General features: G+C 61.6%; 11 protein-coding genes and 1 tRNA gene. 4 read left to right on the top strand and 8 right to left on the bottom strand.

Annotation, left to right across the window (positions count from 1 at the left end):
- Window positions 1–738: 738 nt before the first annotated feature.
- Together FSO04_RS43480 and FSO04_RS43475 are read right to left on the bottom strand one after the other, a co-directional pair.
- Window positions 739–1,161, bottom strand: a complete 423-nt coding sequence (locus FSO04_RS43480; RefSeq protein WP_054034577.1) for a hypothetical protein — start codon at window positions 1,159–1,161, stop codon at window positions 739–741.
- A 192-nt stretch (window positions 1,162–1,353) separates the two neighbouring features.
- Window positions 1,354–2,313, bottom strand: a complete 960-nt coding sequence (locus FSO04_RS43475; RefSeq protein WP_154567512.1) for a LysR family transcriptional regulator — start codon at window positions 2,311–2,313, stop codon at window positions 1,354–1,356.
- A 202-nt stretch (window positions 2,314–2,515) separates the two neighbouring features.
- On the opposite strand from FSO04_RS43475, the gene FSO04_RS43470 reads away from it, so the two are divergent.
- Together FSO04_RS43470 and FSO04_RS43465 are read left to right on the top strand one after the other, a co-directional pair.
- Window positions 2,516–3,928: a M20 family metallopeptidase gene (locus tag FSO04_RS43470; protein WP_154567511.1), complete on the top strand. Its 1,413-nt coding sequence runs from the start codon at window positions 2,516–2,518 to the stop codon at window positions 3,926–3,928.
- A 72-nt stretch (window positions 3,929–4,000) separates the two neighbouring features.
- Complete coding sequence (locus FSO04_RS43465; protein ID WP_154567510.1) at window positions 4,001–5,284, top strand: MFS transporter; 1,284 nt, start codon at window positions 4,001–4,003, stop codon at window positions 5,282–5,284.
- A gap of 75 nt (window positions 5,285–5,359) precedes the next feature.
- On the opposite strand, the gene FSO04_RS43460 is transcribed toward FSO04_RS43465, so the two are convergent.
- Window positions 5,360–6,412, bottom strand: coding sequence for an NADP(H)-dependent aldo-keto reductase (locus tag FSO04_RS43460; RefSeq protein WP_154567509.1), 1,053 nt, complete (start codon window positions 6,410–6,412; stop codon window positions 5,360–5,362).
- Between the two features lie 137 nt (window positions 6,413–6,549).
- Here FSO04_RS43460 and FSO04_RS43455 point away from each other — a divergent pair, with 137 nt between their 5' ends.
- Window positions 6,550–6,762: a DUF3820 family protein gene (locus FSO04_RS43455; protein WP_006048800.1), complete on the top strand. Its 213-nt coding sequence runs from the start codon at window positions 6,550–6,552 to the stop codon at window positions 6,760–6,762.
- Here the strand turns inward: FSO04_RS43455 and FSO04_RS43450 are convergent.
- The 3 genes from FSO04_RS43450 to FSO04_RS43440 all read right to left on the bottom strand — a co-directional run bounded on the left by FSO04_RS43450 (window position 6,748) and on the right by FSO04_RS43440 (window position 9,619).
- The gene (locus FSO04_RS43450) at window positions 6,748–7,407 is read right to left on the bottom strand and encodes a trimeric intracellular cation channel family protein (RefSeq protein ID WP_154567508.1); all 660 of its coding nucleotides are present in this window, start codon (window positions 7,405–7,407) and stop codon (window positions 6,748–6,750) included. The genes FSO04_RS43455 and FSO04_RS43450 overlap by 15 nt on opposite strands.
- A 107-nt stretch (window positions 7,408–7,514) precedes the next feature.
- On the bottom strand, window positions 7,515–8,090 hold the full coding sequence (cysC, locus tag FSO04_RS43445; RefSeq protein WP_168436022.1) for an adenylyl-sulfate kinase: 576 nt from the start codon (window positions 8,088–8,090) through the stop codon (window positions 7,515–7,517).
- Window positions 8,087–9,619 (bottom strand): tetratricopeptide repeat-containing sulfotransferase family protein, encoded by a 1,533-nt coding sequence (locus FSO04_RS43440; protein WP_233465425.1) that lies wholly within the window; start codon window positions 9,617–9,619, stop codon window positions 8,087–8,089. Before FSO04_RS43440 ends, cysC begins: the two co-directional genes overlap by 4 nt.
- Before the next feature lie 408 nt (window positions 9,620–10,027).
- Between FSO04_RS43440 and FSO04_RS46985 the strand changes: the two genes are divergently transcribed.
- Complete coding sequence (locus FSO04_RS46985; RefSeq protein ID WP_166618381.1) at window positions 10,028–10,414, top strand: hypothetical protein; 387 nt, start codon at window positions 10,028–10,030, stop codon at window positions 10,412–10,414.
- 131 nt (window positions 10,415–10,545) lie between these two features.
- On the opposite strand, the gene FSO04_RS43430 is transcribed toward FSO04_RS46985, so the two are convergent.
- Window positions 10,546–10,621, bottom strand: a tRNA-His gene (locus FSO04_RS43430).
- Window positions 10,622–10,723: 102 nt separating this feature from the next.
- The gene (gene dusA / locus FSO04_RS43425) at window positions 10,724–11,725 is read right to left on the bottom strand and encodes a tRNA dihydrouridine(20/20a) synthase DusA (protein ID WP_154567506.1); all 1,002 of its coding nucleotides are present in this window, start codon (window positions 11,723–11,725) and stop codon (window positions 10,724–10,726) included.
- Window positions 11,726–11,788: the final 63 nt, after the last annotated feature.

The raw sequence follows: 11,788 nt of genomic DNA, 5'->3' as shown, positions 1-11,788 counted from the left end.
CGCATACCGGTGCCTGCTGCTCGAAACGCTTCATCACCTCGTCAAACATCCCTTCGTACCCGTCGTCCTTGAACAGGTCGCCAGGTTACCAGGTTTGCCGCGCAAAGACCTTGAAAGGGCTGGTTCTTAGGGCTTTGGCCTTTCCTTGAATTGCTAGTGGTCTATTAGCGTTGCCCCTGTGCGGGGCGGCACCTACTTCTCTTTGCCGGCTGCAAAGAGAAGTAGGCAAGAGAAAGCAGCTCAAACCGCTCATGCTAAGTGGGCGCCGTGGTCTGCCGCGGGTAGTGGTACATCTGGAATCCGTGTCCTCGCACACTCCGCGTTAGTGACAAAGGTGTCATCAGCTCCCACTCCGCACTGCGTGCGTCGCGGACGGGTCTGCATGGGAAACCACGGGCTTCGGTTGAGGTCCATGAACGCCGAAGCGTAGCGGGTGGTTTCAAGAAGTACTCTTCGGCGCGCGCAGCGCCGCCGGAAGTATGACGCCCTTGTCACAAGCGCATGCAGGTGCACGAACACAGATTCCAGATGCACCACTACCCGTGGCAGACCACGGGCCCCGCTTAGCAGGAGTGGTTTGAGCTGCTTTCTCTTGCCTACTTCTCTTTGCAGCCGGCAAAGAGAAGTAGGTGCCGCCCCGCACAGGGGCAACGCTATAGACCACTAACAATTCAAGGAAAGGCCAACGCCCTAAGAACACTGACAAACAAGCGCCGCGCAGGCAAAAAACCCCAAACCTCAATCCTCATCATCCGTCCAAGGAATATCCACATCAGAAATAAAAGCCACCGTTGCAAACGGCCCCCCATCCTGACGCCCGATCTTCCCGTCGGCGCGTTGCCATTCAACCCTGAACACCGTCGCCGGATCATCGGCAATCAACCGCACCGTCCGAACCTCATCCGGGTCCTGCTCCTCGACAGGACCATCAAGCGAAACCTGCAGTTCCTGCGGCCACAGCCCATCAGTCGGATCGTAAATCTTGTCGCCGTCCGGAATCAGCGTGAATGCCTCCACGCCAATCGTCGCCGATGCCTCGACGATCATCTTGCCCAACGCACGCAGCAACGCCGTCGCCCGTGCCGAGTTGGCCTGGCGAATTGCAAGATCCCCGCGCGTCAGCGCCTGCTCAAGTTTTGGGTTTGTTTTTTGTTGCGCCATTCGATGTCCTGAGTCCTATCGCTCTGTTGTGGACGGCACGCCCATTCATCGCGCACCGTGCTCCATTTTTCGGGCTGAATCCTACCACTGGTATGGGCCACAGCACGGCCAGCCGTGCAGTAGAGGCTGACCAGCCCGCCCCGTCCCCACAGTTTAGGTCGTGATTCGACGTCCGGCAGGGAGATTTGCCTTTCAACGCGCCTCGCCGCGCTTTCGAGCCGGCTTCGGCACTGCAGCATTGGTAGGCTTGGCGCCGCCGATTTCTGCGATCAGGTGGTCGCGGAACGCCTTCACCGACGGCGGCAACTCCCGTCCGGCCATCGTCTGCACCTGGATGCTGCGCTGGCGCATCTGCGGATGCGTCAGCGGCATCGCGACGAAGCCGTCGCCGGCGTAACGGTCGCGTACCGACAGCAGCCCCGTGAACATGATCGCGCCGGACTTCTGCGCGTAACGGTACATCGCGCCGCTATTGTTGCAGGTGAGATCGGGCTCGAGCAGCACGCCTTCAAGCGCGCAAGTGATGTCGATCAATTGCCGGATCGTGGTGCCGGGCTCCGGCAGCACCAGTGGATAGCGCTGCAGGTCGGCGAGCGACACCTTCGCGCGCCCGGCCAGCGGATGATCGGCGCGCAGCAACGCCAGCACCGGCGCCCGCTCGGTGTGTTCGACCTTGACGCCCTTTTCCGGCGCGAGACTGAAGGTCAGCGCGAGATCGGCGTCGCCATCACGTACCCGGCGGGTGGCCTCGCCCGGCGGCATCACGGAAAGCGTGAAGTCGATCCCGGGGTAGTGGCTACGGAACGCCGCCATCGCGCTGGGCAGGAAATCCGCGGCGAAGCCCTCCGAACTGGCGACCTTGATCATGCTGCCGTGCAACGCCTCGAGGCCGCCGATCTCCTTCATCACGTGCTCCGCCTCGAGCAGGCTGCGCTGCGCGTAGGCGAGCAGACGCTCGCCCGCCTCGGAGAGCGACATGCCGCGCGGCCGCCGTTCGAACAGCGCGACGCCGAGGTCGCTTTCGAGCCGCGCGATCTGCCGGCTGATCGCCGACACGGCCACATGCAGCCGCGCGGACGCGTCGCTAATCGAACCGGTGCGCGCCACTTCAACGAAATAGCGCAATGCGATGCCGTGTAATGAAAGTGCCATGAGCGATGCCTTTTGCAAGCGGATGTGGCCGTGTGTCAGTGTATCGAGCTTTGCCTTTTCGGCAACACAAGCTTCGAAAGACGATCATTGTGACAAAAATAACGGCCTCCTAGAATCGTTTCGAAGTTGATGGCCGCGAACCAGACGTGCCACGCACGGCGCCGCGTCGCCGCCATCCCCGCACCCCGCATCGGAGACAAACATGAGCCGCAATCAGGCCATCGAACACGCAACGCATCATTTCGAATCAGGCGCCTTCCTCGAGAACCTCAACCGGCGCGTCGGATTTCGCACGGAGAGTCAGGAAAACGATCGCGCCGCTACGTTGCTGTCGTATCTGACCGACGAGATCGCGCCCGAAGTCGAAGGTCTTGGCTTCAGCACACGCATCGTCGATAACCCGGCGCAAGGGTTCGGGCCATTCCTGCTCGCCAATCGTCACGAAGACGACCGTCTGCCTACCGTACTGATCTACGGCCACGGCGACGTCGTGCGCGGCTACGACAGTCAATGGCGCGCGCCGCTGACGCCGTGGGCCGTGACGATCGAAGGCGAACGCTGGTATGGCCGCGGCACCGCCGACAACAAAGGCCAGCACACCATCAATCTTGCCGCGCTAGCGAGCGTGCTGGCCGCGCGCGACGGCAAGCTCGGCTTCAACGCAAAACTGCTGATCGAGATGGGCGAGGAAACCGGCTCGCCGGGGCTCGACGCGATTTGCCACACACACAAACAGGAACTGGCCGCGGACGTGCTGATCGCCTCCGACGGTCCGCGCCTCGCCGCGCGCCGCCCCACCGTCTTCCTCGGTTCGCGCGGCTCGGTGAACTTCAAGCTCTCGCTGAATCTGCGCGACGGCGCGCATCACTCAGGCAACTGGGGCGGTCTGCTGCGCAACCCGGCCACCGTGCTGGCGAACGCACTTGCAAGCCTCGTAGATGCGCGTGGCGTAATCGCTGTCGACGGCCTGCGTCCGCCGCCGATTCCGGAAGCGGTGCGTCGCGCGTTGGCGGATATCACGGTAGGCGGCGGTCCGAACGACCCGGCCGTCGACGATAACTGGGGCGAGCCCGGTCTCACGCCGCCAGAACGTGTGTTCGGCTGGAACAGCTTCGAAGTGCTCGCTTTCAAGGCCGGCAATCCCGAGAACCCGGTCAATGCCATCCCGGCGTCAGCGTTCGCGCATTGCCAGTTGCGTTTCGTGGTCGGCACCGACTGGGAAAGCCTGGAACAGCACCTGCGCAAGCATCTGGACGCGCATGGCTTTTCGCTGGTCGAGATCAACGTCGAGCGCGGTGCGCCGGCGACACGTCTGAATCCCGACGATCCGTGGGTCACGTGGGCCATCGCTTCACTCGAACAGACCACCGGAAAGAAAACGGCAGTACTGCCGAATCTCGGCGGCACGCTGCCCAACGAAGTCTTCGCCGACACGCTCGGTCTGCCGACCATCTGGGTGCCGCATTCGTACCCGGCCTGCTCCCAGCACGCGCCGAACGAGCATCTGCTCGGACCGGTGGTGCGCGAGGGTTTGCAGATCATGGCGGGGCTCTTCTGGGATCTCGGCGAGAACTCGCCGCACTCAACCCCGACGACATCAAAAGCCGCGGCCTGAGCGATCGACGCAGTACGCCTGCCGCACACCCGCAGTTAACTGTTAGCCGCATCAGCCACGAGGCACGCCACGATGAGCACGTCCACCTTGCAAGCCAGCGCCGCGCGGCCGTCCGCCGCGAAGGTCCATCGCATCATTCTCGCGGCGTCGATCGGCAATGCGCTTGAATGGTTCGACCTCGTCGTCTATGGATTTTTCGCGGTGACGATCGCGAAGCTGTTTTTCCCGGCACGTACCGAAGCGATTTCGTTGATGCTCACGCTCGGCACCTTCGGCATCTCGTACATGATCCGGCCGCTCGGCGGACTCGTGCTCGGTTCACTCGCGGATCGTGCGGGGCGTAAGGTGTCGCTGCTGCTGTCGATCGGCTTGATGATGATCGGCACGTTGACGATCGCCGTGATGCCGCCGTATGCCGTGATCGGTTTGTGGGCGCCGGCCGGCATCATGCTGTCGCGGCTCGTTCAGGGCTTCTCGGCGGGCGGCGAGTTCGGCGCTTCCACCGCGTTTCTGGTCGAGCATGCACCCGAGCGGCGCGGCTTCATGGGTAGCTGGCAGTTCGCCAGCCAGGGCCTCTCGACGCTGCTCGCCTCCGGCTTCGGCGCGTTGCTGACGAGCCAGCTCACGTCGGCGCAACTCGAATCGTGGGGCTGGCGTATTCCGTTTCTGTTCGGCCTCGCGATCGGCCCGGTCGGCTTCTATATTCGCCGTTACGTGGACGAAGGCGCCGAATTCAACACGGAGCCGAAAACCCGCACGCCGCTGCGCGATCTGTTCGGCACGCAGAAGGTCCGCATGCTGCTCGCGGTCGGCTCGCTGGTCATTTCGACCGCGGCCAACTACATGATCCTGTACATGCCGACCTATGCGATCAAGCAACTGCATCTGCCCGCTTCGACCGGCTTCTCGGCGACGCTTGCAACGGGAATCGTGCTGACGGTGCTGACGCCGTTCGCCGGCCACCTGTCCGATAGCATGGGACGCATCCGCATCATGGCAGTCGCCGCGACGTTGATGCTGCTGACGGTCTATCCGGCCTTCGTGTATATGAATGCGCATCCGTCGTTCGCCACGATGCTGCTGGCGTTGATCTGGATCGGCGTATTGAAGGCGACGTACTTCGGCGCACTGCCCGCGCTGATGTCGGAGATTTTCCCGACGCAGACGCGCGCGACCGGTCTCGCGGTCAGCTACAACATCGGCGTGACGGTGTTCGGCGGCTTCGCGCCCTTTGTGATCACCTGGCTGATTGACGCGAGCGGCAATAAACTTGCGCCCGGCTTCTATCTGATGTTCTGCGCGGTGGTGAGTTTGCTGGCGCTCAATGCGGTGCGCTCGAAATTGAAGATTCGCTGAGCGAGCCTGGGTGACGTTGATTAAGTTCGAGGCAAGCAAGGCGGATCAACTCGCCTTGCCGCCCCGGCAGCTACCTCAAGGCGCCGGATTCGGCTGCAACTCATGCAGCTTATCAATCTCCGCGAGCACTTCCGGCGAGAGTTTCACCTCAGCACTGCCGATGTTTTCCTTCAACTGATCGAGCGACGTGGCGCCGATCAGATTGCTCGTCAGGAACGGCCGGCTATTGACGAAGGCCAGCGCGAACTGCGCGGGCGACAAACCGTGACGCTTCGCCAGTTCCACATAGCGCGTGGTCGCCTGAATCGCTTGCGGCTTGCTGTAGCGTTGAAAGCGCTCGAACAGCGTGATGCGGGCACCATCCGGACGCGCGCCGCCTTCATACTTACCCGACAACCAGCCGAAGGCCAGCGGCGAATACGCAAGCAGACCAATGTTGTCGCGATGCGCATACTCGGACAGACCCACTTCGTACGTGCGGTTCAACAGGCTATACGGATTCTGGATACTGACGATGCGCGGCAAGCCGAGCTTTTCCGCCGCGCGCAGAAACTGCGCGACACCCCAGGGCGTTTCGTTCGACACGCCGATATGGCGAATCTTGCCCGCCTTGACGAATTCAGCGAGCACCGACAGCGTTTCTTCGATCGGCACCGTATACGCGTCATCGACCCACGGATAGGCGGGACGGCCGAACGTCATCGTGCTGCGATCCGGCCAGTGCAACTGATACAGATCGACGTAGTCCGTTTGCAGGCGCTTCAGGCTATCGTTGAGCGCTTCGGTCAGGTTCTTGCGGTCGAACTGGTTGCCCTCCCCGCGAATATGACGCGGGTTGTGCGGTTGACGCGCCGGGCCGGCGATTTTGGTGGCCAGCACGATCTTCTCGCGCGCGCTGCGATGTTGCGCGATCCACGTGCCGATATAGCGCTCGGTCGAGCCTTGCGTCTCGGGACGGGGCGGCACCGGGTACATTTCCGCGGCGTCGATCAGATTGACACCATGATCGAACGCGTAATCGATCTGCGCGTGCGCTTCCTGCTCGGTATTCTGCTCGCCCCACGTCATGGTGCCGAGACCGATCAGGCTAACCTTCACATCCGAGTCGCCGAGTCTGCGGTATTCCATCGAACCTGTCCTGTTGTGTGTAAAGGGAAAGCGCTGACGTTACCATGCCGGCGCGATGCCTGCAGCGCAGCTAAAATGCTGCTTCAGCGGGCGCTCATACCACCTCGCTCAATGAACTTTCCGTCGACCCCTCTGCGATGAATCCCGAACACCTCGAACTCCTGGTCACGCGCGTGATGCCGTACGGAAAATACAAAGGCCGGCTGATCGCGGACCTGCCCGGCCACTATCTGAACTGGTTTGCGAGCCAGGGCTTTCCGCCGGGGGAAATCGGCCGTCTGTTGGCGTTGATGCACGAGATCGATCACAACGGTTTGTCATCGCTGATCGAGCCGTTACGCAAGCGCTGAGAGCGACGCCTTCGGCAGATGCCAGCCATAGGTGACGGCCAGCACGCGCAAGACGAAGCACACCGCACCGCCTGCTAAAGCCGCGACGCCCGGCGGCCAGCCGGCACGCCGCGCAACCACCACAATGAATGCGCCAGCGAAAGCAGCCGTCGCATAGATGTCGGCATGCAGCACCAGCGGCACGCGCGCCATCAGCACATCGCGGATCACCCCGCCGCCCACACCGGTGATGGTGCCCATCAGCATCGCGATAAACGGACGGATCCCGAACAACAACGCTTTCTCGACGCCCGCAACGGCGAACAGCGCGAGACCAGCGGCGTCAAGCACGGTAATCAGCGCGACAGGAAACTGCTGCGCTGTCGAATGGAAAATGAACGTGAGCAGACCGGTGACGAACGTCAACGCCGGATAACGCCAGTCGCGTATCGCGTTAGGCGGTGAATCGCCGATCAACAGATCGCGGATCACCCCACCGCCGAGCGCCGCGACAAACGAGATCACCATCACACCCAGCAGATCGAGACCGCCGCGCATCGCGCTCACCGCGCCCTCGATTGCGAAAACAACCGTGCCGGCCAGATCGGCCGCGAGAACGAGCGTTTCGACGTTCGGCTTTATTTTTCGTATCGACAATGTCGGCATCGACGCATCACCCCTTCTGTCCACAAGTAGGCGAAAAGGTATAGCGAAATGCGCCGCGCCGGGTGGAAAATTTGCGCGGCCGAATACAGGCACACGCCTCGCGGCGACTATTTCGCGAGACGAGGTCTGCCGAGCCCGCTTTCTTCCCTCGACAGGCAACCCATGGCGCTCAGATGCATAAGCAGGCGGCCTATGGCCTCTTCGATCGACACGCGATCGGTTTCGATCATGACATCGGGGTCGAGCGGCACATCGTACGGCCCCGAAACACCCGTGAAATTGGGTATTTCACCGCGCCGCGCACGCACGTAGAGGCCTTTGACATCACGCGCTTCGCACACCGTCAGCGGCGCATTCACGAACACTTCGACGAAACCGGCGCCGACGATCTCGCGAGCCATGCGCCGATGTTCATGCTCGGGCGAGATCACCGCGGCAATCGCGATGAAGCCCTGTTGCATGAACAACGCCGCGACGTGCGCGATCCGCCGCAGATTTTCGGCGCGATCCTCGGGCGTGAAGCCGAGGCCCGCGGTCAGGCCGCGCCGCAGCACGTCGCCGTCGAGCACGATCGAGGCATGTCCGGCTTCTTTCAGACGCTGATGCAACGCCTCGGCTACGGTCGATTTACCGGCGCCGGACAAACCGGTCATCCAGATGACGGCTCCACGCGTTGCGCTCACGATTTCCGCTCCATCCCGTTGGCCGCTGTCCCGGCATCTGCCCGAGGCGCCCGCTCGCGCCCGCTGACGCTGCCAGCGGGCGCCAACTCCGGTCCCAGACCGTCGAACAAGGGTTGCAGCAACGCCTGCTGCGGTTGCCAGCGCTGCAGCGATGTCTTGTAGAGCGGGCGGCGCACCTGTGCCGCGCTTGCCGTGTTCACCTGCCGCGTGGTCTGGTGAAACGCCAGACAGCGCTCATCCCAGTCGAGTCCGCAATGCGCGAGCAGGCGTCGGACATTCCCTTCGAAATCTTCAATCAGCTCTTCGTATTTCACTTCGATCATCGTGCCCTCGGGTAACACGCGTTGCCAATGGACCATCAACGCGTCGTACGCGCGATAGTAGCGGCCCAGTTCACCGAGATCGTAGCTGAACGGCACGTCATGAAAAATTCGCGCAAAAATCGACAGACAACTTTGCAACGGCGAGCGGCTGCTATGAATGAAGCGCGCATTCGGCAACGCCAGATGAATCAGCCCGACGTTGATGAAATTGAATGGGTATTTGTCGGTGAAACGTGCGTAGCCTGGCGTTGCGGTTTGCATTGCCGGCAGCGACGTCCGTATGCGGTGCAAATAGTCGGCGCCGAGCGTGCGCAATTGCGCGGGGCCGATGCCATGCAAGGCTTCGATATCGATGCGCAAGGGATCGTCGAGATCGCGGCCGATGCAGTTCACCAGCGCCGCGCCGAACTCCGTGCGTTCCCCCGCGCCGAAAACCTGCGGATGACTCGCGAGAATCTGTTCGATCAGTGTCGAACCGGAGCGTGGCATGCCGACGATAAAAATCGGTGCGTCCGACGCATCGCCCAGACCATGCTTGGCCGCCAGCACCTCTGAAGTCAGGAGCTCAGGCAAATGCGCGAACAGGCCGAGCGACGCGGCTTCGTCATAGCGCACGCCGGCACGGTGCAGTGCATTGCCCTTCAGGAAGTGATCGAACGACGCATCGTTGCGGCCCACATCGGACAGCGCCTGGCCATACGCGAAATGAATCTCCGCCTGATTGGCGGGTGTCAGCGAGGCGGCATCGCCGACGAGTTGCTCCAGCGCGGCAAACACCGGATCATCGGCGCCAAGGCGCTTGGACTGCACGAAGTTGCGGTAGTACAGCGGCACCTGCGGAGCGGCCTCGATCGCGCGGCGATAGGCTTCGTGAGACTCGTCGAAACGACCGAGTGCCTGCAGGCAGTTGCCCATGTTGTTGTATGAGCCGTCGGCTTTTGGATTCAGCCGGACTGCTTCACGATACGCGTCTACCGCCTGCTCGAGTCGATGCATCTGTTCGAGCGACCAGCCGAGGCCATGACGCAAATCGGTGTTCCGCGAATCGAGCCCGATCCCTTCGTGATAGCGGATGACGGCTTCGGGAAAACGGTTCAGCGCGGCGAGCGTCGCGGCGAGACGCTCAAGGGCGACGGCGTCGACAGGATCGTGCGCGCGCTGTTTCGAAACATTGGAGTGCGGCCTGGAGGTCGCCGCGAGCGGCACAGGCGTCGCCTTCGGCGCTCCATGCCGATGCGGTCGCAGGCTGTGTATCGTGCTTCATTGACGACCAGGTTTTTGCAGGCTTTGCATCAGGCGGCCCGGCAAAGTGGGATGCGTTCTTCTTCGTCCAGCGTCAGCACAAGCATGGATCTGGATTCAAAGGGAAATTGTCTGACGGGAAAGTATCAGGCGCGCCCTACAGTTACGTTGCGAAAATTTAACCAACTGTTACAGCGCGATGAATCCGTCATAGTTTGAAAGGCTGGCGTAACGGGCGGCCGCTATGGCGTTGGGTTGCGGTGCAGGCGTAACGGAAGCCGGGTGGTAAATCCGGGCCGTAATTTGCGGACACAAATCCTGCTGAACTCCCGGGTGCGCCGTTTTTCTCATTCACATACGAGGGAGAAAATCGTGAGCAGGCTCATTGCATCAATCGCGATGTTGGTCGTGGCGGGAAGTCTCGCCGGGTGCGTGGTCGCGCCAGGATACGACTATGCCTACGCGCAGCCCTATTACCCCGGCTACGGATATGCCTATGGACCGGTGTATGGACCGGCTTACGGCACGGTGGACATCTGGGGCGGTTGGGGTGGGCCGTGCTGTTACTACCATGGAGGTGGCGGGTACTGGCACGGCGGCGGGTGGCATGGCGGAGGTTGGCACGGAGGCGGCGGAGGTTGGCATGGCGGAGGTTGGCACGGAGGAGGAGGCGGCTGGCATGGCGGCGGCGGTGGCTCCCACGGAGGCGGCGGGGGTAGTTCGTGGAGCAGCGGCGGCAATGGGGGGCATGGGCATTGATGCCAATCGGACCACGTATCGAATGACGAGACCATCCTGTATCGCGCGACGTTTTGCAAAGGCACAAACAAAAACGGCGTTGTGATTTCTCACAACGCCGTTTGGTCAAACTTTTTACTGCTTGAATTCTTTGGGGTGGCTGATGGGGCTCGAACCCACGACAACAGGAATCACAATCCTGGACTCTACCAACTGAGCTACAGCCACCACTGACATCTGCTTGACTTGCTAGCAACTCATTGCTGAGAAACTTGGCTCGCCGATGAAGAAACGAGATTATACGAACAAGAATCCCGTTTGCCTAGTCCTTTATTCAAAAATTTCGACGGGCTCACGCAGATGCTGTCTTGCCTCGTCGAAGATGGTCAGATCGCGCGCGGCAAGACGCTTGCTATCGGACAACACGCGACGCCATCCACGTGCACCGGCTTCACCGCGATAGAGACCAAGCGCGTGACGCGTGATCGAACCAAGGTACGTGCCGCGTGCCATTTCAGCCGCGCAATATTCAATCAGCTTCGCCTCGACCTGCTCGCGCGTAAGCGGCGCTTCTGTCGAGCCATAGAAGCGTGCATCGACATCGGCGAGCACATAGGGATTGTGATAAGCCTCGCGCCCAAGCATCACGCCATCGATATGCTGAAGATGCGTTTCGACCTCATCAAGCGTCTTGATACCACCATTGATGATGATCTCCAAATGCGGGAAGTCGCGCTTCAACTGATACGCGTAGTCGTACTTGAGCGGCGGAATCTCGCGGTTCTCTTTCGGGCTCAAGCCCTTGAGAATTGCATTGCGCGCGTGCACGACGAACACGTTGCAACCAGCATCCGCGATCGTGCCAACGAAGTCGCGCACAAAGCCATATTCCTCAACTGCATCGACACCGATCCGGTGCTTGACAGTTACCGGTACTGACACGGCATCGCGCATCGCCTTCACGCAATCGGCGACGAGTTGCGGCTCGTTCATCAGGCAGGCGCCGAACGCACCACGCTGCACACGCTCGGACGGACAACCGCAGTTCAGATTGATCTCGTCATAGCCCCATTGCTCACCGAGCTTAGCCGAGCGCGCAAGGTCGTCAGGCTCACTGCCACCGAGTTGCAAAGCGACCGGCGCCTCTTCGGGCGTAAACGCCAGATGGCGCGGCACATCGCCGTGCAGCAACGCGCCGGTGGTAACCATTTCGGTGTAAAGCCACGTGTGACGCGATATCACGCGATGAAGCGAGCGGCAGTGGCGATCGGTCCAGTCCATCATCGGCGCGACAGAAACGCGGCGTGCACTGGGAGTTTGAGCTGAAGACATGGGGCGGGGGGACGGCTTGAATCAAACCGCAATTTTACCGCAAGTGGCCCGATGCCCCGGAAA

It is taken from the genome of Paraburkholderia madseniana, from assembly GCF_009690905.1.
Lineage (GTDB): Bacteria > Pseudomonadota > Gammaproteobacteria > Burkholderiales > Burkholderiaceae > Paraburkholderia > Paraburkholderia madseniana.
This window is presented reverse-complemented; position numbering and strand designations above follow the sequence as displayed.

Bases quoted from the DNA above. Each gene is read 5' to 3' on its own strand.
- FSO04_RS43480 (WP_054034577.1), bottom strand. From the start codon at position 1,161: ATGGCGCAACAAAAAACAAACCCAAAACTTGAGCAGGCGCTGACGCGC.
- FSO04_RS43475 (WP_154567512.1), bottom strand. From the start codon at position 2,313: ATGGCACTTTCATTACACGGCATCGCATTGCGCTATTTCGTTGAAGTG.
- FSO04_RS43470 (WP_154567511.1), top strand. From the start codon at position 2,516: ATGAGCCGCAATCAGGCCATCGAACACGCAACGCATCATTTCGAATCA.
- FSO04_RS43465 (WP_154567510.1), top strand. From the start codon at position 4,001: ATGAGCACGTCCACCTTGCAAGCCAGCGCCGCGCGGCCGTCCGCCGCG.
- FSO04_RS43460 (WP_154567509.1), bottom strand. From the start codon at position 6,412: ATGGAATACCGCAGACTCGGCGACTCGGATGTGAAGGTTAGCCTGATC.
- FSO04_RS43455 (WP_006048800.1), top strand. From the start codon at position 6,550: ATGAATCCCGAACACCTCGAACTCCTGGTCACGCGCGTGATGCCGTAC.
- FSO04_RS43450 (WP_154567508.1), bottom strand. From the start codon at position 7,407: ATGCCGACATTGTCGATACGAAAAATAAAGCCGAACGTCGAAACGCTC.
- dusA (WP_154567506.1), bottom strand. From the start codon at position 11,725: ATGTCTTCAGCTCAAACTCCCAGTGCACGCCGCGTTTCTGTCGCGCCG.